The sequence below is a fragment of the Variovorax paradoxus genome (assembly GCF_030815855.1).
GTDB classification, from domain to species: Bacteria; Pseudomonadota; Gammaproteobacteria; order Burkholderiales; family Burkholderiaceae_C; genus Variovorax; species Variovorax paradoxus_M.
On sequence record NZ_JAUSXG010000001.1, the window covers coordinates 952,955 to 979,469 of the forward strand.

At 69.1% G+C, this 26,515-nt stretch carries 7 protein-coding genes; all 7 read left to right on the plus strand.

Features of this window, described 5'->3' with window-relative positions:
* Genes QFZ42_RS04510 through QFZ42_RS04540 form a run of 7 tightly spaced genes read left to right on the plus strand, consistent with a single transcriptional unit; the run spans position 1 to position 26,504 of the window.
* Positions 1-684 carry a thioesterase II family protein gene (locus tag QFZ42_RS04510; protein ID WP_373423378.1) on the plus strand — a complete coding sequence of 228 codons (684 nt, stop codon included), beginning with the start codon at positions 1-3 and terminating at the stop codon, positions 682-684.
* Positions 662-1,351 (plus strand): 4'-phosphopantetheinyl transferase family protein, encoded by a 690-nt coding sequence (locus QFZ42_RS04515; RefSeq protein WP_307699804.1) that lies wholly within the window; start codon positions 662-664, stop codon positions 1,349-1,351. The genes QFZ42_RS04510 and QFZ42_RS04515 overlap by 23 nt, the downstream gene beginning before the upstream one ends.
* Positions 1,348-6,648, plus strand: coding sequence for a non-ribosomal peptide synthetase (locus QFZ42_RS04520; protein ID WP_307699805.1), 5,301 nt, complete (start codon positions 1,348-1,350; stop codon positions 6,646-6,648). The genes QFZ42_RS04515 and QFZ42_RS04520 overlap by 4 nt, the downstream gene beginning before the upstream one ends.
* Positions 6,648-11,225 (plus strand): type I polyketide synthase, encoded by a 4,578-nt coding sequence (locus QFZ42_RS04525; RefSeq protein ID WP_307699806.1) that lies wholly within the window; start codon positions 6,648-6,650, stop codon positions 11,223-11,225. Before QFZ42_RS04520 ends, QFZ42_RS04525 begins: the two co-directional genes overlap by 1 nt.
* Entirely contained in the window at positions 11,222-14,554 is a 3,333-nt protein-coding gene (locus QFZ42_RS04530) for an amino acid adenylation domain-containing protein (protein WP_307699807.1), read from the plus strand. The genes QFZ42_RS04525 and QFZ42_RS04530 overlap by 4 nt, the downstream gene beginning before the upstream one ends.
* Complete coding sequence (locus QFZ42_RS04535; RefSeq protein ID WP_307699808.1) at positions 14,554-22,416, plus strand: non-ribosomal peptide synthetase; 7,863 nt, start codon at positions 14,554-14,556, stop codon at positions 22,414-22,416. Before QFZ42_RS04530 ends, QFZ42_RS04535 begins: the two co-directional genes overlap by 1 nt.
* Entirely contained in the window at positions 22,416-26,504 is a 4,089-nt protein-coding gene (locus QFZ42_RS04540) for an amino acid adenylation domain-containing protein (protein ID WP_307699809.1), read from the plus strand. Before QFZ42_RS04535 ends, QFZ42_RS04540 begins: the two co-directional genes overlap by 1 nt.
* Positions 26,505-26,515: the final 11 nt, after the last annotated feature.

The window sequence follows — 26,515 nt, forward strand, 5'->3', positions numbered from 1 at the left end:
ATGTACCTGCGCTGGTGCCGCCTGCTGCCGCGCTGGGTCCGCATCGTGCCGGTGGAATTGCCCGGCCGCGGAAGCCGCTCGGGCGAAAGCCTGGTTCGGGATTTCGACAGCCTCGTCGCGCAACTCTGCGCGGAGCAGGCCGAGGCCCTGCGCGGCAGCTTCGCGCTCTTCGGCCACAGCATGGGTGCGTTGCTGGCCTACGGCATGGCCCGCCGCCTGCGGTCGATGGGGCGCGCGTTGCCTCTCGCGCTGCTGGCCTCCGGCAGTTCCGCGCCCTCGCAGCGTGACCCCGCGCGCTTTGCGGACAAGACCGACGACGCCTCGCTGACCGCCGATCTACGCAAGCAGGGCGGCACGCCCGAAGAAGTGTTCGCGAGCGCGGAGTTGATGCGCATCACCCTCGATGTGCTGGGTGCCGACTACCGCGTCTGCGAAGGCTTTCGCTATGCCGGCGAAGCGCCGCTGCCGATGCCGGTGCACGTCTTCGCAGGCCGTGAGGACGACATCGACGCCGCACGCATCGATGCGTGGTCGGCCGAGGCGGGCGGTGTCTTCACGCTCGACTGGTTCGACGGCGGTCACTTCTTCATCCGCCAGCAGGAAACAGCTTTCCTGGCCGCGCTCGCGCAGCGCCTCGGCCAAGCCATTGCAGGAAATCGCCATGCATCTCACGCCCTGGCCTGACCCGCTGCCCGCGGGCATCGAGGTCTACCGCCTCGACTTCGATCTGGCCACCGAGGCCACGGCAGCGCGGCAGGTGCTGACGCCGGCCGAGCGCGCCAAGGCCGACAGGTTTGCAAGAACCGCCGACCGCGTGCGCTTCACGGAAACGCGCGCCGCGCTCCGCCGCCTGCTCGCCGAGCGCGTGGGCTGCGAGCCTGCCGAGGTGCCGCTCGCATCGAGCGCGCACGGCAAGCCGTACCTCGAACTCGCAAGCGGCGGTGCGCCGCTGTTCAATCTCTCCCATTCGGGCTCGCATGCGCTCATCGTGCTGGGCGATGCGCGCGCGGTGAGCGAAGTGGGCGTCGACATCGAGGAGTGCATGGCCGACGTCGACATCGAGGGCGTCGCTTCGCTGGCGTTTACCGAGCGCGAATGCGATGAAGTGCGCGGCGCCGCCGATCGGCTGCAGGCCCTCTACAGCCGCTGGGTGGGCAAGGAAGCGGTGCTGAAGGCCATCGGCGTCGGCGTGGCCGAGCATCTGAAATCCATCGGCATTCATCCCGGCGCGGACGGGCGCTATGCGCTCGAAAGTGCCGTTCCCGAATGGACAAATTTTCAAGCCATGACGCTCGAGGCGCCCGCCGGCTATGCCGCCGCGCTTGCATGGCGCGCAAAGGAATCGACATGAGTGAAATGCCGCAAGTAGAGGCCAGCCCGCAGCCGAAGAACTTCGTTGCCCATCTGCGCACGTTGGCACGCACGCGGCCCGACGACATCTGGCTCACCCTGGCCGGCACGGTGAACGGCGAATACAGCGAAGACCCGATCAGCTACGGCGTGTTCGAGCATCGCGTGCGCGCACTCGCGGCCCGGCTCCAGCAGCAGTTCGCCAAGGGCGAGCGGGTGCTCATCATGCTCGACAACGGCGACCACTATGCGGTGTGCATGCTGGCCTGCTTCTACAGCGGCGTGATCGCGGTGCCGGTGTTTCCGCCCGAGTCCATGCGCCCGCAGCATCTGGCGCGGCTCACCGGCATCGCTTTCGATTCGAAAGCTCGCTGCGTGCTGACCTCCGCCGCTTTGTCGCGCGCAATGAGCGCGGCCGGCCAGTTCGGCGACGCGGCAATCATCGCCGTCGATGCGGTGGATGCATCGCTCGCCGATGCATGGACGCCCTTCGAACCCGCGGGCGACGACGTCGCATTCCTGCAGTACACCTCGGGGTCGACCTCCGCACCCAAGGGCGTGATGGTGTCGCACGGCAACCTGATCGCCAACGAAGTCGCCATGACGCACGGCATGGGCGTCGGCCCCGACGACAAGTTCGTCTGCTGGGCGCCGCTCTATCACGACATGGGCCTGATCGGCGGGCTGCTGCTGCCGCTCTACAACGGCATTCCGCTGGTACTCACCTCGCCGGGCTATTTTCTCGAACGCCCGGTGCGCTGGCTCGAGCTGATCTCGCGCCACCGCGCCACCCACAGCGGCGGGCCCGACTTCGCGTTCCGCCTCTGCCTGGAGCGCGTGAACGATGCGCGGCTCGCGCAGCTCGACCTGTCGAGCTGGCGCGTGGCCTACACGGGTGCCGAGCCGGTGCGCGCGGACACCGAAACCGAATTCATCGCGCGCTTTGCCGCCGCGGGCTTCGAGCCGCACGCGGCCTACCCCTGCTACGGCCTCGCCGAAGGGACGCTGTTCGTCACCGGCGGCACGCGCGGCGGCGGCATGGTAGCCAACACCTTCTCCGCCGAGGGGTTGGCCAGCGGTGCCGGCACGCCGGCCGCGGAAGGCACGATGCTGGTGGGCTGCGGCGTGGCGGCACCGGGCCATCGCGTCGAGATCGTCGATGCCGTGTCGCTGACGACCGCGGCCCCCGGAAAGATCGGCGAGATCTGGACCAGCGGCCGGAGCATCTGCCTTGGCTACTGGGGCAAGGAGCGCGAGACCCGCGAAACCTTCGTGCTGCGCGACGGCGAGCGCTGGCTGCGCACCGGCGACCTCGGCTTCATGCACGAAGGCCAGCTCTACGTCACCGGCCGCATCAAGGACCTGATCATCGTTCGCGGCCACAACCTCTATCCGCAGGACATCGAGCGGCTCATCGAGGCCGAGGTCGATGCGGTGCGCAAGAGCCGCGTCGCGGTCTTTGCGGTGCAGGGGACGGACGGCGAGGGCATCGGCGTCGCGGCCGAGGTGTCGCGCAGCATGCAGAAGCTGGTGCCGCCGCAGGTGCTGGTCGATGCGCTCGGCGCCGCGGTCGGCGAGGTGTTCGGCGAGCCGCTGTCGGTCGTGCTGCTGCTCAACCCCGGCGGCCTGCCCAAGACCACGAGCGGCAAGCTGCAGCGCAGCGCCTGCCGCGCGGGCTGGATCGACGGCAGCGCCGATGCGTATGCGATCTACCAGTACGGCGCTTTCGTGCGGGGCGGCCCGAGTGAAGCGGCGCCCGAGGAGGCGCCGCTGGACGAGGTCGACCAGGCCGTGGCCGCGATCTGGCGCGAGGTCTGCAAGCAGGGCGACGACCGGCCGCTCGCACGCGATGCCCACTTCTTCAACCGCGGCGGCAGCTCCCTCACCGCGACGCAGGCGGCCGCGCGCATCTCGGCGCATTGGCAGATCGACTTTTCGGCGCGAATGCTGTTCGAGCAGCCGCGCCTGCAGGCCTGCGCGGCAGCCATCCGGCAACTGCAGGCGCAAGGTGCGCGCCCGCAGCCCGCGCCGATTCCCGTGCTGTCGGCGGAGCGCCGGCTGTTGCCGATGCCGCTCTCGCACGCGCAGGAGCGCCAGTGGTTCCTCTGGCAGATCGATCCCCGAAGCGCGGCCTACCACGTGAGCGGCGCGCTTCGCCTCACCGGGGCGGTGAACACCGATGCCTTGCGCGCTGCGCTCGACGACCTCGTCATGCACCACGAATCGCTGCGCACGGTGTTCAGCGCAGCCGCCGACGGCAATGCGGAGCAGTGGATCAAGCCCGCCGGCACGCTGTCGCTGGCACTGATCGACTTGCGCAGTGCAGACGCGACCAAGCGCGACGAGCAGCTGGCGGAAGAAACCCGGCGCCTCAGGGCCGAGCCCTTCGACCTGACGCAAGGTCCGCTGCTGCGCGCCGCGTTGATCCGTACCGCCGACGACACCCATGTGCTCGCCGTGGTGATACACCACATCATTTCCGACGGCGCCTCGATGCAGTTGCTGATCGACGAACTGGCCGCGGGCTACGCTGCGCATCTGGGCGGAACGCCCATGCGTCAGTCCGCATCGCGTATCCAGTACGCCGACTACGCGCTCTGGCAGCGCGAGTGGCTTGCGGCGGGCGAGGGCGAACGGCAGCTGACCTGGTGGCGCGCGCACCTCGGCGACACGCACGCGGTGCTCGACCTGCGCACCGACCATCCGCGCCAGCCGCAGGCCGGCTACAGCGCCGCGCGCCATGCCTTCGAGCTGCCAACCGGCCTGCTCGGCCAGCTGCGCGGCGTAGCGGACACCCACGGCGCGACGCTCTTCATCGTGCTGCTCGCGGGCTTCCAGTCGCTGCTGCACCGCTACACGGGGCAGGAAGACATCCGCATCGGCGCGCCGATCGCCAACCGCAACCGCGTGGACGTCGAGGGCGTGGTCGGCATGTTCGTCAACACCCTGGTGCTGCGCAATCCGATCCACGGACGCCTGAGCGCGTCGCGCGTGCTGGCGCAAGCCCGCGATGCCGTGCTCGGCGCGCAGGCGCACCAGGACCTGCCTTTCGAGCAACTGGTCGAAGCGCTGCAGCCTGCGCGCAGCCTGAGCCACACCCCGTTGTTCCAGGTGATGTTCAACCACCTGTTCGAGGACTTGCGCGCATTCGCGCAACTGCCCGGCATCGGGGCGAGCGACCACGCACTGCCCGATCTCGCGGCGCAGTTCGAACTCACGCTCGAAGCGCGCGAAAGGCCGGACGGCCATCTGTCGCTGTCCGTGATCTATGCGGCCGAGCTGTTCGAGCCCGGCACCATCGAGCGCATGGCCGGCCACTACGTCGCGATCCTGCAGGCGCTGGCCGATTGTCCCGAGCAGCCGGTGGGCGACATCGGCCTGCTCGGCATGCCGGAGCAGGCACGGCTGGCGCAATGGGGCGTGAACACGCACCGCGAGCCGCAACCCGAGCCGGTGCACCGCATGATCGAACGGCAGGCGCGCACGCAGCCCGACGCCGCCGCGCTGCTCTTCGCCGACGAGTCGCTGAATTTCGCTGAACTGAACCGCCGCGCCAACCGCCTCGCGCACCGGTTGATCGCTCTGGGCGTCAGGCCCGAGGTGCTGGTGGGCATCGCGATGGAGCGCTCCGTCGAGATGGTGGTGGCGATACTCGGCGTGCTCAAGGCCGGTGGTGCCTACGTGCCGCTGGACCCGGAATACCCGGCCGAGCGCCTCGCCTACATGGTGCAGGACAGCGGCATCGGGCTGCTGCTCACGCAGCGCAGCCTTGTCGACTGCGTGCCCGACCGCCGTGCGTTGACGGTGCTGGAAGTCGATGCAACCAACCTCGAAGGCGAACCCGACAGCGATCCGCAGGTCGCGCTGCACGGCGAGAACCTCGCCTATGTGATCTACACCTCGGGCTCCACCGGCAAGCCCAAGGGCGCGGCCATCCGCCACGGCGCGCTGCACAGCTGCATGGTCTGGATGCAGGACATCTACCAGCTGACGCGCGCCGACACCGTGCTGCACAAGGCACCCTTCGGCTTCGACGTGTCGGTGTGGGAGCTGTTCTGGCCGATGACGTCGGGCGCACGGCTGGTGGTCGCCAACCCCGGCGATCACCGCGACCCAGCCCGACTGGTCGAACTGATCCAGCGCCACCAGGTCACCACGCTCAACTTCGTGCCCTCGATGCTGCAGGCCTTCCTCGCGCACAAGGGCATCGAGACCAGCACGCGCCTGCGCCACATCATCTGCGGCGGCGAGGCGATGCCGGCCGAGACGCAGAAGGAGACGCTCGAGCGCCTGCACGGCGCGGGCCTGCAGAACCTCTACGGGCCGACCGAGACCACCATCCACGTCACGCACTGGGCCTGCCGCAACGACGGCCAGAGCCAGGTGCCCATCGGCAAGCCGATCAGCCACACCAGCACCCACGTGCTCGATGCCGACCTGAACCTCGTGCCCCAGGGTGTCGCGGGCGAGCTGTACCTGGGCGGCATCAGCCTGGCCCGGGGCTACCTGAAGCGGGCGGGCCTGAGCGCGGAGCGTTTCGTGGCCGATCCGTTCGACAGCGAGGGCGGTGGAAGGCTCTACCGCACCGGCGACCTCGTGCGCTGGAATGGCGAAGGGCAACTGGAGTATCTGGGCCGCATCGACCACCAGGTGAAGATCCGCGGCTTCCGCATCGAGCTTGGCGAGATCGAAGCGCAGCTGCTCGCGCAGCCCGCGGTGCGCGAAGCCGTCGTCGTGGCGAAGGACGGCCCGGCCGGCGCACGTCTCGTGGCCTACCTCGCGGCACATGCGAAGCAGGCCATCGACACTGCGGTGCTCAAGGAGCGCCTTGCACAGGTGCTGCCCGACTACATGGTCCCGCGCGCCTTCGCCGTGCTCGACAGCCTGCCGCTCAACGCCAACGGCAAGGTCGACCGCAAGGCACTGCCGGAGCAGGCCTTCGCCAGCGAGCTTGCCTACGAAGCACCGCAGGGTCATGTCGCGCAGACCGTGGCGGCCGTCTGGTCCGAGGTGCTGCAGGTCGCGCAGGTCGGCTTGCACGACAACTTCTTCGACCTCGGCGGCCACTCGCTGCTGCTGATCCGCGCGCACCGTCTGCTGGAAGACCGGCTGCAGGCCGCGATCCCCGTGGTCAATCTCTTCAAGTACCCCACCATCGAATCGCTGGCCCAGTGGATCGAGCAGGCGCCGGCCGGTGCCGCGTCGTCTGCCGCCGCGGCCGCAGCCAGCGACGACAGGGCGCTGCGCCAGCGCGCCGCCATGCTTCAACGCCGCAAGGCGGCAGAGAGAGTCAACTGATGTCCACCCCCCACGAGCTCTCCGAACCGACGGGCATCGAGATCGCCATCGTCGGCATGGCCGGGCGCTTTCCCGGCGCCGACGATGTGGACGCCTTCTGGCGCAATGTGCAGGGCGGCGTGGAGTCGGTCTCGCGCTTCACCGACGATGCACTGCGCGCGCGCGGCGTGCCGCAAAGCCTGCTGGACGATCCCGAGTACGTGAAGGCCGGCGTGCGCTTCGACGGCTTCGACCAGTTCGATGCGGGCTTCTTCGGCTACACGCCGCGCGAAGCCGAAACCCTCGATCCGCAGCAGCGCGTCTTCCTGGAGTGCGCCTGGGCTTCGCTCGAACACGCGGGCTGCGACGTCGCGCGCTGGCCGGGCAAGGTCGGCGTCTATGCGGGCGAGGGCACCAACCTGTACCTGATCCGCAACCTGCTGCCGTCCTTTGGCCTCAACGCCGAGAGCGGCATCGCCGACCTGCTGGGGCTGATGAACGGCAACTCCGGCGGCTCGCTGTGCACGCGCGTCGCCTACAAGCTCGACCTGCGCGGCCCCGCGGTCACCGTGCAGACCGCCTGCTCGACATCGCTCGTCGCCGTGCACACCGCATGCCAGGCCCTGCTGGGCCACGACTGCGACATGGCCCTGGCGGGCGGCGTGTGGCTCAACCTGCTGCAGGAGGGCGGCTACCGCTACCAGGCGGGCGCCATCCTCTCGCCCGACGGCCACTGCCGCGCCTTCGACGCGAAGGCCGCGGGCACGCTGATCGGCAGCGGCGCCGGCGTGGTCGTGCTCAAGCGCCTGGACGATGCGCTGCGCGATGGCGACAGCATCCACGCGGTGATCAAGGCCTCGGCCGCCAACAACGACGGCGCCGCCAAGGTCGGTTTCACGGCGCCCAGCGTCGACGGGCAGGCCGAGGTCATTCGCGCGGCGCAGCTCATCGCGGGCGTGGCGGCGGACACCATCGGCTATGTGGAAGCGCACGGCACCGGCACCACGCTCGGCGACCCGATCGAGATCGCTGCGCTCACCCAGGCCTTTCGCGCCGACACCGAGCGGCGCGGCTTCTGCGCCATCGGCTCCGTGAAGACCAACATCGGCCACCTCGATGCCGCGGCCGGCGTGGCGGGGCTCATCAAGGCGACGATGGCGCTCAAGCACCGCGTGCTGCCGCCGAGCCTGCATTTCGAGCAGCCCAATCCGCAGATCGATTTCGCGGCCAGCCCGTTCTATGTGAACACCGAGGCGCGGCCTTGGGTCGAGGGGCGGGTGCCGCGGCGTGCTGGCGTGAGTTCGTTCGGCATCGGCGGCACCAATGTGCACGTCGTGCTCGAAGAGGCACCGGTCGCGGTGAATGCGGTGGCGGCGCCGGCATGGCAGGTCTTGCCCGTGTCGGCCAAGAGCGAGGCGGCTCTGGCCCAAGGCCGGACACAACTCGCGGCGCATCTGCAGGCGCAACCCGCACAGGCGCTGCAGGACGTGGCGCACACCCTGCAAACCGGACGCCGTGCCTTCGCATGGCGCAGCGCAGTGGTGGCGAACGATCCGGAGATGGCCGCTCAGATGCTGTCTTCCCCGGCCGCCGCATCTCGCCAGGCGCCGGCTTCCGCGCCCGAGGTGGTCTTTCTGTTTCCGGGCAGCGGCAGCCAGCATGCCTTCATGGGCGCGGCGCTCTATCGCGAGCGCGCCGTGTTCCGCGAGGCGCTTGATCGCTGCATGGCCTTGCTGCGCGCGCAAAGCGGCATCGACCTGCACCCGCTGTTGTTCCCCGCCGCCGGCGATGAAGCGCTGGCGAACGAGCGCCTGTTCCACATCGAGGTCGCGCAGCCGGCGCTCTTTGCCGTCGAGTACGCCATGGCGCAGTGGTGGCTGCACGGCGGCGTGAAGCCCGCGCTGATGATGGGCCACAGCCTCGGCGAATACGTCGCCGCCTGCGTGGCGGGCGTGTTCTCGCTGGACGATGCGCTGCGCATCGTCGCGCAGCGTGCGCGCCTCGTGCAGGTGCTGTCGGCCGGCGCCATGCTCGCCGTGCCGCTGCCGGAATCCGAACTCGCGCCGTTCCTCGCGGCGGGCTGCGACCTCGCGGCGGTGAATGGCGAACAGCTCTGCGTGCTGGCCGGCACGCCCGAAGCCATCGCTCGCGCCGAGGAAGAACTGCGTGCGCGCCAGCATCTGCCGCGCCGCCTGCATGTCGCCGTGGCCTTCCATTCACGGCTGGTCGATCCGGCCGTGGCCGCGCTGGAGCAACTGATCGCCTCGGTGCCGCGCCACGCGCCGCGCATCCCCTTCATCTCCAACCTCACCGGGCTGCCGATCACCGCGCAGGAGGCGACCAGCCCCGCGTACTGGGGCCGGCACCTGCGCAACACCGTGCGCTTCGCCGATGGCCTGCGCCACATCTTCGACAAGCCCGGCCGCGTGGTGCTCGAAGTCGGCCCGGGCGAGACGCTGACGGGGCTCGCGCGCCAGCATCCGGGCAGCAGCTCGGCCGCAGGCCTCTGGGCCAGCCAAGCGCATGCGCAGCAGACTGCGCGCAACAGCCAGCAACTGGCGAATGCCGTGGCCGGCCTGTGGACCGCCGGTGTCGACATTGACTGGTCTGCGCTCCATGAAGGCAGCGAGCGCCGCCGCGTGCCGTTGCCGACCTATGCCTTCCAGCGCCAGCGCTACTGGGTCGACGCCGGGGATGCCGCACGGCCCTCGTCGCCCAGTGCCGCACCCGGTCTTTTCTATGCACCGAACTGGCAGCGAAGCACGCCGTTGCCGCGCGCTGCGCAGCGTGCCGACAGAACCGGGTGCACGCTGGTCCTGGGCGATGCCAACAGCTTCACCGACCGGCTCGCCCGCACGCTGCGGGAGCGCGGCGAACAGGTGGTGCTGGCCTTGCGCGGTACGCGCTTTGCACGCACCGCATCTGGGCAGTACACGGTGCGATCAGGCGAACGCGCCGACCACGAAGCGCTGCTGCGCGCGGTGGAAGCCGAAGCGGGGACTGTGCACAGCCTCCATCACCTGTGGAGCCTGGACGGCGACCGGCCCGCGCCATCGCATGCGGAGGTCTTCGACGCCGGCTGCTTCAGCCTGCTCGCACTGGCCCAGGCGCTCGACGCCGTCGGCGGATCGGGCCGGGCCCCGCTGGCGCTGACCATCGTCACCGACCGTATCGAGGATGTCGCCGGCACCGAGGCGCTGGCGCCCGAGAAGGCGACCCTGCTCGGCATCGCCAAGGTGCTGGGCCAGGAATACCCGTCGGTCGCTTGCCGCGTCATCGACGTGGTGCTGCCTGCACCGGAAAGCGCCGCCGAAAGCGACCTGGCGCGCCGCATCGCCGATGAGGCGGCGTCCGCGCAGGACGACTTCGTGGTGGCCTACCGCGGACCGCACCGCTGGACCAAGAACTACGAGCCGCTGCCTGCGCAACCCGCCACGCCGCGGCTTCGTGAAGGCGGCGTGTACCTCATCACCGGCGGCATGGGCGGCGTAGGCCTCGCCCTGGCGCGGCACCTGAGCCGCGCATGGAAGGCCCGCCTGGTGCTGCTCGGCCGCACGCCGCTGCCCATGCGCGGCGACTGGGAGCGCATCGTCGCATCGGGCGATGAGCCCGCGGCACTGCGCCGCAAGCTGCGGCAGCTGATCGAACTCGAAACCGCCGGCGCGCAGGTGCTGACAGTGACGGCGGATGTGACCGATGCCGCCCAGCTGGGCGAAGCCCTGGCGGCCGCGCATGCGCGCTTCGGCGCGATCCACGGCGTGGTTCACGCCGTCATGGACCCGGGACTCGGCATGATCGCCCAGCGCACCCGGGCGCAGGTGGAAGCGGCCTTCGCGCCGAAGGTGGCGGGCACTCGCGCCTTGCTCGATGCGCTGCGCGGCGAGCCGCTGGATTTCGTGCTCTTCTGCTCTTCCATCGCCACGCTCGTCGGTGGCCTGGGCCGCAGCGACTATGCCGCTTCCAATGCCTACCTCGACGCGCTGGCGACGGCGCACCGCCGCACTTCGGCGCTGCCGGTGTTCTCGGTGAACTGGGACGCCTGGCGCGATGTCGGCGCCGCGGCCGACATGGACCTGCCCGAGGGCGTCGGCCTCGACGAGCGCACCGGCGTGCTCGCCTTCGAGCGCATCGTCAACGGGCCCGACCTGCCGCAGACGGTGGTCTCCGTTTCGCCGCTGGCGCCGCGCCTGCGACCGCTGACCAACCTGCTCGACGACATGGACGCCGCGCCGGCGGCCGAAGCCCGCGCCAGCCATGCGCGTCCGGCGCTGTCCACCCCGTTCGCCGCGCCCGAAGGCGAACTGGAAGAAGGCCTGGCCGCGCTGTGGGCCGAAGCGCTCGGCATCGCGCCCGTGGGCGCGCACGACAACCTGTTCGAGTTGGGCGGTGACTCGCTGCTGGCGATTCGCCTGTTGTCCCGCGTGCGCAAGGCCTATGGCGTGGAGCTGCAGCCGGCCGATTTCTTCAAGGCGCCGACTGTGGCCGAGCTGGCCGCGCTCGTCGAGCTGAAGCTGATCGAGGAGATCGAGCGCGAGACCCCGACCACCGACGACCTGCATCCGGCAGCGGATCGCATCACTGCAAGTTTTTCATCATGAGCGATACACCTCTTCTTTCCGAACGGCGCGCGAGGCTCTCGCCCGAGCAGCTGAGTCTGCTGCAGCGCCGGTTGAAGCAAGGCGGCAATGCGGCACCCGCGCGCGAGGCCATCGTGCGCGGCCACATCGACGGCCCCGTGCACGTGTCCTTCGCACAGCAGGGCCAGTGGTTCCTGTGGCAGCTGAACCCCGCGAACACCGCCTACCACGTCGGTGGCGGCCTGGGCTTTTCGGGGACGCTCGACGTGGCGGTGCTGCAGGAAGCGATGCAGGCCATCGCAAAGCGCCACGAGGCGTTGCGGACCGTGTTCGGACCCGGTCCCGAAGGCCTGCCGGAGCAGCGCGTCCTGGCGGAAGTGCGCATCGACATTCCCTTCGTCGACCTCAGCGTGCTCGATGCCGCTGCGCGCGAATCCCGCTATGGCGAGGCGGTGGCCCAGGTCTGCCGCACGGCCTTCGATCTGACGACCGGCCCGCTGTTGCGCTGCGCCTTGCTGAAGATGGCGGATGGCGAGCACCAGCTGCTGCTCATGATGCATCACATCATCTCCGACGCATGGTCGGTCCAGCTCATGCTCGACGACCTTGCCGAGGCGTACGCCCTGCAAACGCAGGGCATGCCCGACATGCGGCCCAGGCCGGAGATCGGCTACGTCGACTTCAGTCTGTGGCAGCGCAAGTGGCTGGACGATGGCGAAGGCGACCAGCAACTGGCCTACTGGCGCGAGCGCCTCGGCGCCAGCCAGCCGGTGCTCGCGCTGACCACCGACCGGCCGCGTTCCGCCGAAGCCAACTACAGCGCGGCACAGCATTCGCTCGACATTTCCGCAGGCCTCGCGCAGGACCTGAAGCAGCTCGCACGCGCGCAGGGCGGCACCTTGTTCATGGCGCTGCTCACGGCGTTCCACGCCTTGCTGTTCCGCTACACGGGCCAGAACGAGATTCGCGTCGGTGTGCCGGTGGCGGGCCGTAGTCGGCCGGAGACCTCGGGTGTCATCGGCATCTTTATCAACACGCTGGTGCTCGATGCGCGCCTGCATGCGCAAACGAGCCTGGCCGAACTGTTCGCGCAGGTCCAGGGCACCTCGCTCGAAGCCCAGGCGCACCAGGACCTGCCGTTCGAACGCGTGGTGCAGGCGTTGCGCGCGGAGCACGGGCACACCGCGGCGCCGCTGTTCCAGGTGATGTTCAACCACCTGGGGCAGGGGGACAGGCCGCTGCGGGGCTGGCCCGATCTGCAGGTGCGGCGCATCGACCTCGAGGAACGCGCGGCGCCCTTCGAGCTGACGCTGGAAACCGTCGAACGCGAAGACGGCGGCATCCAGGCCAACTTCCGCTATGCGGCCGAACTGTTCGAACCGGAGACCATCGAACGCATGGCGGGCCACTACCAGCGCGTGCTCGAGGCGCTCGTGCGCCTGCCGGCATCGACGCTCGGCGAACTGGATCTGCTGGGCGATGCGGAGCAGGCCCGGCTCGCGCAGTGGGGCGTCAACACCCATCGCCGCGGCGAAGCGCAATGCGTGCACCGCCTGATCGAGCAGCAGGCCGCCGAATGCCCGGATGCCACCGCGCTGATCTTCGGCACGGAAGCGTTGAGCTATGGCGAACTCAACCGCCGCGCCAACCAGCTCGCGCACCGCCTCATCGAAGCGGGTGTGCGCCCCGAGGTGAAGGTCGGCGTGGCGCTGGAGCGCAGCACCGAACTGGTGGTCGGCCTGCTGGCCATCCTCAAGGCGGGCGGCGCCTATGTGCCGCTCGATCCGGAATACCCGGTCGACCGCATCGCCTACATGGTCGAAGACAGTGCGCTCGCTTTGGTGCTCACGCAGGAGCGCCTGAAAGAACGGCTGCCGCAGAAGGCCGGCGTGCCCATGCTCGCGCTCGACACGCTGGAGCTGATCGGCTGTCCGGAAAGCAACCCCGTGGTGGCGCTCCACAGCGAGAACCTGGCCTATGTGATCTACACCTCCGGATCGACCGGCAAGCCCAAGGGCGCGGCCAACCGCCACGGCGCGCTCTACAACCGCCTGGTGTGGATGCAGCAGGCCTACAAGCTCGGCGAAGCGGACACCGTGCTGCAGAAGACACCGTTCAGCTTCGACGTGTCGGTGTGGGAGTTCTTCTGGCCGCTGATGTTCGGTGCCCGGCTGGCCGTGGCCAACCCCGGTGACCACCGCGAACCGGCGCGCCTCGCGCAATTGATCCGCACGCATGAAGTGAGCACGCTGCATTTCGTGCCCTCGATGCTCCAGGCCTTTCTTGCGCACCCCGATATCGAAGCTTGCACCAGCTTGCGGCGCATCGTCAGCAGCGGCGAGGCGCTGCCCGCCGAGGCGCAGAACGAGGTGTTCAGGCGGCTGCCGCAGGCCGCGCTCTACAACCTCTATGGCCCCACCGAGGCCGCCGTCGACGTGACCCACTGGACCTGCCGCGACGACGGCCGCAGCAAGGTGGCGATCGGGCAGCCGATCGACGACACGCAGACCTATGTGCTCGATGCCGAACTGAACCTGATGCCACCGGGCGCCGCGGGCGAGCTTTACCTGGGCGGTGCGGGGCTTGCGCGCGGGTACGTGCAGCGTGCGGCCCTGACCGCGGAGCGCTTCGTGGCCGATCCGTTCAATAGCGAAAGCCGTGGCCGGCTCTACCGCACCGGCGACCTCGTGCGCTGGAACAGCGAAGGCCAGCTCGATTACCTGGGCCGTATCGACCACCAGGTGAAGATCCGCGGTTTTCGCATCGAGCTGGGCGAGATCGAGGCGCAGCTGCTTGCGCAGCCCGAAGTGCGCGAAGCCGTGGTCGTTGCGAGCCACGGCGCGGGCGGGGCGCGGCTCGTGGCCTATGTCTCGGCGCAGGCCGGGCACGCCATCGACACCGCGCGCCTGCGCGAACACCTGGGCCGAGCGCTGCCCGACTACATGGTGCCCAGCCTTGTCGTGGTGCTGGAGACCTTGCCGCTGAACGCCAACGGCAAGGTCGACCGCAAGGCATTGCCCGAGCCCGAGCGCGCGAGCACCCAGGCCTACGAAGCGCCGCAGGGCGGCACCGAAGAAGCGCTGGCGGCAATCTGGACCGAGGTGCTCGGCGTGCCGCGCGTGGGCCGGCACGACAACTTCTTCGACCTCGGCGGGCATTCGCTCATGTCCGTGCAGGTGGTCGCCCGGGTGCAGGCCGCAATGCATGCGGACCTGACGGTCGCCGACATTTTCAGGCAGCCCGTTCTCATGGACATGGCTCGACTCATTGCAGGTGCCGGCGAAAGGAAACCCGTGGCCCAGTCTCTCTCCGACATCGACGCCTTCATGGACAGCCTGGAGATCGCTTGATGGACATCGCGGCCACCCATGACCAGATCGGCAAGCGCTTCTCCAAGCTGACCCCGGCGCAACGCCGCGCGGTGTACCAGAAGATCCGCACCGAGGGGCTGACCATCGGGCAGTTCCCGATCCTTGTGCGCGACGAGGCGGCGCGCCCCGCCTGCGCGCCCTCGTATGCCCAGATGCGCCAGTGGTTCCTCTGGCAGCTGGAGCCGGGCAGCTCGGCCTATCACATCACGGGTGCGCTCCGGCTTCAGGGCGCGCTGGACAGGGATGCGCTGCAGGCGAGCTTCGACGCCTTGGTCGAGCGCCACGAATCGCTGCGCACGGTGTTCCGCGCAAATGCCGAGGGCCTGGTCGAGCAGGTGGTGCAGCAGCGGGCGGGGCTGGACATTCCGCTCGTCGACCTCGGCGCGCTCGCGGGCGCGGCAAGCGACGCACGAGCCCAGGAAGAAGCCCGGCGCATCGCCGAAACACCTTTCGACCTGACGGCCGATCCGCTCCTGCGGGTCGCGCTGATCCGCCTGGATGAACAGGCGCACCTGCTCGTCGTCGTGATGCATCACATCGTGTCCGACGGCTGGTCGCTGAAAATTCTCGTGGACGAATTCGTGGCGCATTACCGCGCGCGGACCAACGGGCAGCCGTCTCGGTTGCAACCTTTGCCGATCCAGTACGCCGACTACGCCGTCTGGCAGCGGCACTGGCTGGAAGCCGGCGAGAAAGAGCGGCAACTCGACTACTGGAAAGCGCATCTCGGCACCGAGCATCCGGTGCTGCAGTTGCCGACAGACCACCCGCGCCGCGCGGACGGCCGGTACCGTGCGGCCCGCCATGACATTGTCCTGCTGCAGAAGCTGACGGATGCACTGCACAAGCGCGCGCAGGCCCAGGGCGCGACGCTGTTCATGGTGCTGCTCACGGGACTGCAGGTGCTGCTGCACCGTTACACCGCGCAGCAGGACATCCGTGTCGGCGTGCCGGTGGCCAACCGCCATCGCGTGGAAGCTGAAAAGGTCATCGGATTTTTCGTCAACACGCAGGTCCTGCGCAATGTGCTGACCAGCCGCACGAGCCTGCTGCAGGCGCTGGAAGCCACGCGCGATGCGGCGCTGGGGGCGCAGTCGCACCAGGACCTGCCCTTCGAACAGCTGGTGGAGGCCCTGCAGCCCGAGCGCAGCCTGGGTACCGCCCCGTTGTTTCAGGTGATGTTCAACCACCAGCGGCGCGACCTTCGCGCGCTGGAGAACCTGCCCGGCCTGAGCTTGCAGGACCACGAGCTGGGCGGCCAGGCCGCGCAGTTCGAACTCACGCTGAGCGTCCTCGAAGATGCGCAGGGCCATGTACAGGCCAGCTTCCATTATGCGCAGGAGCTGTTCGATGCCGGGACCATCGCGCACATGGCGGGGCACTACCTTGCGGTGCTCACGGCGCTGGCCGAGAGCCCGACGCAGGCGGTGGGCGACATCGACCTGCTCGCGCCCGCCGAGAAAGATCGGCTCGCGCTGTGGGGCGTCAACGCACCGGCCGGACAGCGCTGCGAGCCCGTGCATCGGCTGATGGAGCGGCAGGCCCGCGAGCGCCCCGAGGCCACTGCGCTGCTGTTCGGCGACGAATCGCTGAGCTACGGCGAACTCGATCGCCGCGCCAACCGCCTGGCCCATCGGCTGATCGCGCTCGGCGTGAAGCCGGACACGCGCGTCGGCATCGCGGTGGAACGGTCCTTCGACGTGGTGATCGGCCTGCTCGGCATCCTGAAGGCCGGCGGCGCCTATGTGCCGCTCGACCCGGAGTACCCCGCGGACCGCCTGGCCTATATGGTCGCGGACAGCGGCATCGACCTGCTCGTGACGCAAAGCCATGTGAAGGCGCGCATTCCCTGCGGCGAGCACGTGCGCGTGCTGCAACTCGACACGCTCGACCTGGCCACCGAGCCGGACCGCTCGCCCGACGTCGCGGTGCATGCCGGCAACCTGGCCTACATCATCTATACCTCGGGCTCGACCGGCATGCCCAAGGGCGTGATGGTCTCGCACGGTCCCTTCGCCGCCCATTGCGTGGAAACTGCTGTGCTGTACGAGATGGGGTCGCAATCCTGCGAGCTGCACTTCCTTTCTTTTTCGTTCGACGGCGCGCACGAACGCCTCTTCACGGCGCTGTGCTGCGGTGCCTCGCTGCTGTTGCGCGACGCAACGCTGTGGACCGCCGAGCAGACGCTGGACGCGATGCAGCGCCACCGCGTGACCAATGCCGGCTTTCCGCCGGCCTACCTGCGCCAGCTGGCCGACTGGGCGCGCGACACCGGCCGCTGCCCGCCGGTACAGCTGTATTCCTTCGGCGGCGAAGCGATGTCGCGCGAAGGCTTCGACGCGGTGCGCCGACACCTGAAGCCCGAGCTGCTGATCAACGGCTACGGCCCCACCGAAGCGGTCGTGACGCCGATGCTGTGGAAGGTCGATGGCGCGGCGAGCTTCGAAGAGGGCTACGCACCCATCGGCCGGCCCGTGGGCGACCGAAGTGCGCGCGTGCTCGATGCCGATCTCAACCTCGTGCCGCGCCATGTCGCGGGCGAGCTGTACCTTGGCGGCGAGGGCCTCGCGCGCGGCTACCTGCATCGCGCCGCGCTCACGGCCGAACGTTTCGTGGCCGACCCCTTCGACGCAAACGGCGGGCGGCTGTACCGGACAGGCGACTGGGTGCGGTGGCGCGACGACGGCCAGCTCGAGTACCTGGGCCGCATTGATCATCAAGTGAAGGTTCGAGGCTTCCGCGTCGAGCTCGGCGAAATCGAGGCGCAGCTGCTGGCGCAGCCCGAAGTGCGCGAAGCCGTGGTGATCGCACGCCAGGGACCGGCCGGCGCACGGCTCGCGGCCTATGTGTCGCTGAAGGCGGATCGGTCCGTCGACGTGGCGGCACTGAAGGAACGGCTCGCGCGCGCGCTGCCCGACTACATGGTGCCTTCGGCCATCGTGGTGATCGATGCGCTGCCGCTGAGCCCGAGCGGCAAGGTCGACCGCCAGGCGCTGCCGGAGCCCGAACTGCTGCAGGACGAAAAGGCGTACGCAGCGCCGCAGGGCGAGGCCGAACAGGCCATCGCCAACGTCTGGACCGGCGTGCTTGCCTTGGAACGCGTGGGGCGGAACGACAACTTCTTCGAGCTGGGTGGTGACTCCATCCTGAGCCTGCAGATCGTGGCGCGTCTGCGCCTCGCGGGCTGGAAGGTGAGCCCCAAGCAGATCTTCGAGCGGCAGACCGTGGCCCAGCTTGCGGGCGCGGCCGAACCGGTGGGCGATGCAAAGCGACCGGCTGCCGGCGATGCGCAGGGCGAGGCGCCCTTGCTGCCGTTCCAGCATGCGTTCTTCGAGATGCAGATGCCGGTGCGCAACCACTGGAACCAGGCGGTGCTGCTGAAGTGCCGCGAGCCGCTGCAGCTGGCGGCCTTCCGGCAGGCACTGCGCGCGGTGGCGCAGCACCACGACAGCCTCGGCCTGCGCTACAGCCAGGACGCCGATGGCGCATGGCACCAGCACTACACGGCGATGCCGGAGAGCGAGCTCGCCGAACTGCTGTGGGTGCGCAAGGCCCGCGATGCGGCGCAGCTCGAAGCGCTCTGCGACGAAGCGCAGCGCAGCCTCGACCTTGCGCATGGGCCGTTGCTGCGAGCGCTCCTCGTCGATCTGCCGGGCGGCGAATCGCGGCTGCTGCTCGCCATTCACCACATGGTCGTCGATGGCGTGTCATGGCGCATCCTGCTGGAAGACCTGCAGGACGCCTACCGCCAGAGCCTCGCGGGCGAGGCCATCGTGCTGCCCGCCAAGAGCAGCAGCTACAAGGAGTGGACCACCGCGCTGCAGGGCTACGCCCGGAGCCATGCCGAAGGAATCGGCCACTGGGCGGCCCTGGCGGACGTTCCCGCGGCCCTGCCGTGCGCCCACCCGGAGGGATCGAACACCGTCGCCGACCAGAAGACCGTCGAGCTCCGGCTGGACAAGGCGACGACGCAGGCGCTGCTGAAGGACGCACCCGCGGCCTATCGCACGCAGGCCAACGACTTGCTGCTGACCGCATTGGGCCGCTCGCTGTGCGCATGGGCCGGCCACGGCCAGTTGCTGGTCGATCTCGAGGGGCATGGCCGCGAAGACCTGTTCGAGCACATCGACCTCTCGCGCACCGTCGGCTGGTTCACGACCCTGTTCCCGGTCGCGCTCGATCCGCTGGGCGAACCGGGCGAAGCCATCAAGCGCGTGAAGGAAAGCCTGCGCCGCATTCCCGACAAGGGGCTGGGGCATGGCGTGCTCAAGCACCTCGGCAACCCCGCGCAGCAACAGGCGCTGCGGGCGCTACCCCAGGCGCAGGTGGTCTTCAACTACCTCGGCCAGTTCGATGCCGGCGCCGACGAGCGCGCGCAATGGGTGCTGGCCCACGAACCGAGCGGCGCGCCGGTGGATGCCGGCGCACCGCTGACGCACGAGTTCGCGGTCAACGGCCAGGTCCACGACGGCGTGCTGGCGCTGCGTGTGAGCTACAGCCAGGCGCGCCATGACCGCGCGGCCGTCGAAGGCTGGGTAGAACGGTTCCAGCAGGAGCTCGAAGCGCTGGTGGCGCATTGCACGAGCGGCGCGCAAGGCGTGACGCCGTCGGACTTTCCGCTGGCCCGCATCGGCTCGCAACAGCTCGACGCCTTGCCGGTTCCGGCGGCGAATCTGGCGGACCTGTACCCGCTCTCGCCGATGCAGGCGGGCATGCTGTTCCACAGCCTGTACGCACCCGGCGGCAGCGCTTACGTCAACCAGCTGCGCGTCGATATCGACGGGCTCGACGTCGCGCGCTTCAGGGCTGCATGGCGTGCAGTGCTGGAGCGGCACGAGGTGCTGCGCACCGGTTTCCTCGTCGGCGAACCTGCCCTGCAATGGGTGGCCCGGCAGACCGAGTTGCCGATGGCCGAGCACGACTGGCGAGACCGTGCCGACGTGGCCGATGCGCTCGACGACCTGGCGCAGGCACAGCTCGCGCAGGGCTTCGACCTGGCGCAGCCACCGCTGATGCGGCTCGTGCTGGTGCATGCGCAGGACGGCAAGCATCATTTCATCTGGACCCTGCACCACCTGCTGCTGGACGGCTGGAGCACCTCGCAGCTGATGGGTGAAATGCTGCGGCACTACGCCGGTGAATCGCTGGCATCGCCGAGTGGACGTTATGCGGACTACATCGCTTGGCTGCAGCAGCGCGACGGCGCGGCCGACGAGCGCTACTGGCGCAAACAGCTGGGCCGTGTCGAAGGCCCCACATGGCTGGCCAACACCCTGCCCAAGCCGCGCGATGCGCAGGCGGGCCATGGCATGCACCGCTTCGAGATCGGAGCGCAGCGCACGCGCGCACTGATGGAAGCGGCCAAGCGCGAACGCGTGACCCTCAACACCCTGGTGCAAGCCGCCTGGGCCCTGCTGCTGGCCCGTCACACACGGCAGCGCACAGTGAGCTTCGGCGCCACCGTGGCGGGCAGGCCGGTGGAACTCCCCGGTGCGCAGCAGATGCTGGGCCTGTTCATCAACACGCTGCCGGTCATCGCCACGCTGCAGCCGGCGCAAAGCGTTGGCGACTGGCTGCGCGAACTGCAGGCGCAGAACCTCGGTGCGCAGGAGCACGAGCACACGCCGCTCTACGAGATCCAGCGCTGGGCGGGCCAGGGCGGGCAAGACCTGTTCGACAGCATCGTGGTGTTCGAGAACTACCCGCTGGACCAGGCGCTGAAGCAGGGCGCGCCGGACAGGCTGCGCTTCGGCGAAGTCTGGAACCGCGAGGAGACGAACTACCCGATGACGCTCTCGGTCAACCAGGGCGAGACGCTGGTGCTGAGTTACAGCCATACGCGCAGCCAGTTCGGCAAAGCGCTCGTGCAGACGCTGGCGCGCCGCATGGAGACGCTGCTCGAAGCGCTCGCGCACGCACCGGGTGCTCGGGTGGGCGACATCGGCCTGCGGGACGAATGCGATTCACCGCAACCCGAACCCGCGAAGAACGTGCACGACGGCGGCACCGGACAACCCGTGCACCGCTGGTTCGAACGGCAGGCCGCGTTGCATCCCGATGCGACGGCGGTGGTCTTCGGCGATGAAAGCCTGAGCTATGCCGAACTCGATGCACGCGCCAACCGGCTCGCACACCGGCTGATCGGCCTCGGCGTGGCGCCGGAGGTGAAGGTGGGCATCGCGGTGGAACGCTCCATCGAGATGGTGGTGGGCCTGCTCGCCATCCTGAAGGCCGGTGGCGCCTACGTGCCGCTCGACCCCGAGTACCCCGTCGAACGCCTGGCCTACATGATCGCGGACAGCGGCATTCGCCTGCTGCTCACGCAAAGCCATGTGGCGCCGAAGCTCCCGCTGCATGGCGACATGCATGTGCTGGCGCTCGATACGGCCGACTTGGCCGTGGAGCCCGCGCATGCGCCCGAGGTGGCGGTGCATGCCGAGCACCTGGCTTACGTCATCTACACCTCGGGCTCCACCGGCCGTCCCAAGGGAGCGCAGCTGAACCACCGCAACGTCACGCGGCTGCTCGACTCGACGCAGCCTTGGTTCGGCTTCGGCCCGCAGGACGTGTGGACGAACTTCCACTCCTGCGCCTTCGACTTCTCGGTGTGGGAAATCTTCGGCGCGCTGTGCACCGGCGGCAAGCTGGTGGTCGTGCCGTTCTGGGTCAGCCGTTCGCCCGATGATTTCGTGGCGCTGCTGCGCGCGCAGCAGGTCACCGTGCTGAACCAGACGCCGTCGGCCTTCCGGCAGCTGATCCACGGCGCGGCGCTGGCCGCGGGCGAACGCCTGCCGCTGCGCTGCGTGATCTTCGGCGGCGAAGCGCTCGAGCCCGAAAGCCTGCGGCCGTGGATCGATCGCTTCGGCGACCGGCAGCCGCAGCTCGTCAACATGTACGGCATTACCGAGACCACCGTGCACGTGACCTATCGGCCGATCGTGCGCGCCGACCTCGACGAGCAGAGCAGCCCGGTGGGCGCCTGCATCCCGGACCTCGGCCTGTGGGTGCTCGACAGCGACCTCAACCCGCTGCCTGCCGGCGTGGCTGGCGAGCTCCATGTCTCGGGCGCGGGCCTGGCGCGCGGCTACCTGAACCGGGCCGGCCTGAGCGCAGAGCGTTTCGTGGCCGCGCCTTTCGGCCCTGCGGGCGGCCGGCTGTACCGCACCGGCGACCTGGTGCGTTGGCGCGATGACGGCGAGCTCGACTACCTCGGACGCATCGACCACCAGGTGAAGATCCGCGGCTTTCGTATCGAGCTCGGCGAGATCGAGGCGCAATTGCTCGCGCAGCCCGAAGTGCGCCAAGCGGTGGTGCTTGCGAAGGAGGGCGCGGGCGGTACGCGGCTGGTGGCCTATGTGTCCGCGCGGACGGGGCAGACGGCGGATGCGGTGGCGCTGCGCGAGCGGCTGCTGCGGAAGCTGCCGGACTACATGGTGCCGGCGGCCCTGATGGTGCTCGATGCCGTGCCGCTGAATTCGAACGGCAAGGTCGACCGCAAGGCGCTGCCCGATCCGGAGCTTGCGAGCGGCAGTGCGTATGCGCCGCCCATGGGGGAGGTGGAGAGCGCGCTCGCTGCCATCTGGACCGAAGTGCTCGAGGTGGACCGCGTCGGTCGCAACGACAACTTCTTCGAGCTGGGCGGCCACTCGCTGAGCCTGCTGGCCGTGCAGACCAAGGTGCAGAAGCAGTTCGCGGTGCAGCTGCCGCTCAAACGCTATTTCGAAAACCCGACGCTGGCCGCGATGGCCGACGTCGTGCAGGAAGAGGTCGGCACTGCGGCAGCGGGAGGGTCTGACGACCTTGCGCAGATGGCCGCGCTGCTCGACCTCATGGAGGATTGATGGAGATCGACAAGCACAGCATCGCGGACCGGTTCGCGCGCCTACCCCGCGAGAAACAGAAGGCCTTTCTCGGCCTCCTGCAGAAGCAGGGAGTGGACTTCGCCAAGCTGCCCATCGTGGCGGTGCCGCCTGGAACCAAGGCCGAACTTTCCTATGCGCAGTTGCGCCAGTGGTTCCTGTGGCAGCTCGACCCGAAGAGCACGGCGTATCACATCTCCGGCGCGCTGAAGCTGCATGGCGAACTGGACATCGGGGCGCTGAAGCAAAGTTTTGCGGCATTGGCCGAGCGCCATGCATCGCTGCGCACGGTGTTCCAGCCGGACACGCAAGGGCTGTGCGAACAGATCGTGCAGGACCACGTCGAGCTCGACATTCCGGTAATCGACCTGGCCGGTGGGCAGGGCGATGTGGAAGCGCGCGCACGCGAGGAAGCCCGCAGCCTGAGTGCCACGCCCTTCGACCTCACGACCGGCCCGCTGATGCGGGTAGGCGTCATCCGGCTCGCGCCGCAGGTGCATGTGCTGGTGCTCGTGATGCACCACATCGTGTCCGACGGCGGCTCCCTGCATCTGCTGGTGGGCGAGTTCGTCGCGCAGTACCGCGCGCGCGTCTGCGGCGATGGGATGGTGGACCTGCCGCCGCTGCCGATCCGCTATGTGGACTACGCGGCATGGCAGCGCAACTGGCTGGAAGCGGGCGAGAAAGACAGGCAACTCGCCTACTGGACCGAACGCCTCGGCACCGGCAACCCGGTGCTGCAGCTCGCCACGGACCACAGCCGGCGGCCGAGCGGGCACTACACTGCGGCCCGGCATGGCGTCGACCTTGCGCCCGAGCTGGTGCAAGGGCTTCACAAGCGCGCACGCGCCCAGGGCGCGACGCTCTTCATGGTGCTGCTGGCCGCGTTCCAGGCCCTGCTTCACCGCTACACCGGGCAGCCCGACATCCGTGTGGGCGTGTCGGTGGCGAACCGCCATCGCGCGGAGACGGAAGGCGTCATCGGGCTCTTCGTCAACACGCAGGTCATGCGCAGCGCGGTCGAAAGCCGCATGAGCCTAGCGAAGGTGCTGGCGCAGGCGAAGGAGGCCGCGATGGGTGCGCAGGCGCACCAGGACCTCCCGTTCGAACAATTGGTGGAGGCGCTGCAGCCCGAGCGCAGCCTGAGCGTGAGCCCGTTGTTCCAGGTGATGTTCAGCCACGAGCGGACCGACTCCCGCACGCTGAAGCGGCTGCCCGATCTTGAACTGGAAGACTATCCGCTCGCGGCGCCGGTGGCGCAGTTCGAACTGGTGCTGAGCACCAGTGAGGACACGGACGGGCGGCTGCATGCGAGCTTCATCTATGCGTCGGAGCTGTTCGAGCAGGGCACCGTCGAACGCATGACCGCGCACTACGTCGCGATGCTTGCTGCGCTGGCCGGCGACGACGCCCACGCCGTGGGCGACGTCGAGCTGATGGACGCACCCGAAAAGGCGCAGCTCGCGGCATGGAGCGTGAATGCGCATCGCGAGCCGCGGCACGAGCCGGTGCACCGCATGATCGAGCAACAGGCCCGATTGCAGCCGCAGGCCACGGCCCTGCTCTTCGGCGACGAGGTGCTGAGCTTCGACGAACTCAACCGGCGAGCCAACCGCCTGGCGCACCGCCTGATCGCTCTCGGCGTCAAGTCCGACATGCGCGTGGGCATCGTCATGCAGCGCTCGGTCGAACTCGTGGTGGGACTGCTCGGCATCCTCAAGGCCGGCGGCGCCTACCTGCCGCTGGATCCGGACTACCCGACCGAACGCCTCGCCTACATGGTGCAGGACAGCGGCATCGAACTGCTGCTGGCGCACCGCGCCACCCGCGAGTGCCTCGACGACCGCAGCAGCCTGACCACGCTCGAGATCGACGGCACCGACTTCAGCGGCGAATCGGACGCCGATCCACAGGTGGCATTGCACGGCGAAAACCTCGCCTACGTGATCTACACCTCGGGCTCCACCGGCAAACCCAAGGGCGCGGCCATCCGGCACGACGCGCTGCACAGCTGCATGGCATGGATGCAGCGGACCTACGGCCTCACGCGCGCCGACACCGTCTTGCACAAGGCGCCGTTCGGCTTCGACGTGTCGGTGTGGGAGCTGTTCTGGCCCATGACCGCCGGCGCGCGCCTTGTCGTCGCCAATCCGGGCGACCATCGTGACCCGGCGCGGCTGGTCGAGCTGATCCAGCGCCACCAGGTCACCACGCTCAACTTCGTGCCCTCGATGCTGCAGGCCTTTCTTGCGCACGAAGGCATCGAGGCCAGCACGCGCCTCAGGCACATCATCTGCGGCGGCGAGGCGATGCCGGCCGAGACGCAGAAGGAGACGCTGCAGCGGCTGAGTGGTGCCAAGCTGCAGAACCTCTACGGTCCGACCGAAACCACCATCCATGTCACGCGCTGGACCTGCAGGGACGATGGCCAGAGCCTCGTGCCCATCGGCCAGCCGATCACCGACACGCAGGCCCATGTGCTGGATGCCGAACTCAATCTCGTACCGCGCGGCGTGGCGGGCGAGCTCTATCTCGGGGGCGTGAGCCTGGCGCGTGGCTACCTGAACCGGCCCGGCCTGAGCGCGGAGCGCTTCGTGGCCGATCCGTTCGACGGCAAGGGCGGCAGGCTGTACCGTACCGGCGACCTTGTGCGCTGGAATACCGAAGGGCAGATCGAGTACCTGGGCCGCATCGACCACCAGGTCAAGATCCGCGGCCTGCGCATCGAGCTCGGCGAGATCGAGGCGCAACTGCTCGCGCAGCCCGAAGTGCGCGAGGCGGTGGTCGTGGCGAAGGAAGGCCCGGGCAGCACATCGCTCGTGGCCTACATCGCGATGCATGCGGACCAGGCCATCGACAGCGCAGTGCTGCGCGAGCGCCTCGGCCAGGTGCTGCCCGACTACATGGTGCCCCGCCTGATCGTCACGCTCGCGGCCCTGCCGCTGAACGCCAACGGCAAGGTGGACCGCAAGGCGCTGCCCGAGCCGGAAGGGCTGGGGGGCGAACGCGTGTACGAAGCGCCGCAAGGCGAGGCCGAAGAGGCGCTGGCCTCCATATGGCGCGAGGTGCTGGGCGTGGCACGTGTGGGGCGCGGCGACAACTTCTTCGAGCTGGGCGGCGATTCGCTGCTGAGCCTCAAGCTGATCGCGCGCATCCGGAAGCAGTTGCCCGGCGGCAGCCACCTGAGCCTGGCCGATGTGATGCAGGCCGCAAACCTTCGTGAGATGGCCGGTCGCGTGCACCAGCGGGCCGAGAGCGCGAACGACGCGGTGTGCCTGCACGAAGGCGGCACGGGCGTGCCGCTGTTCTGCCTGCCCGGCCTGATCGTCAACTCGCGCGAGTTCCAGCCGCTGGCGCGTGCGGTGCAAGGCGACCGGCCGGTGTATGCCTTCGTGAGCCACGTCTACACACGCAAGCGCTGGCGCGGCTTTGCCATTCGCGAGCTCGCGGCCGAGTATGCGGACTTCATCGTCGCGACCGCCACCGGTGGACGCTGCGCATTGCTGGGCTGGTCGCTGGGCGGCGACCTGGCCTTCGAAGTGGCGCGGCAGATGCAGGGTCGCATCGAAATCGTGTTCTTCGGCGCTGTCGACGTGTTCGAGTCGGAGCCGATGATTCCCGCGGGCACGCTGACGACGATGCAGCGCGCGCAGGCCGACGAGGTGCTCGCCGCCTGGCTCGCGAAGTCGGACATGGCGGCGCATTGGAAAGCGCTGTTCGCCCGCATGACCGATGCCGAGCGGACCTGGGTGGCCGAGCAGTTGCTGGCACCGGCCTGGGCGTCGCCGCTCGACGGCACCGGCGACGAGGCCTACGAGTACCTGCTGTGGGCCACGCTCGACAGCCGCGTGCAGTCTGCGCGCTACGCACAGGCCGGCACGGACCTGCCGGTGCAGGTGTTCCATGCCGAACGATCGCTGCAGGCGCCGGGTGCGTTGCGCCGCTGGGCGGACCGCGCGCGCGTGCTCTCGACCGAGGTAGTGCCGCGCACCGGGCACCTGGACATCATTCGCGATGCGCAGTTCGGCGCCGCGGTGAAGAGCCGGCTGCTGGCGCTCGACCTCGCGTAGGCCGCGGCACT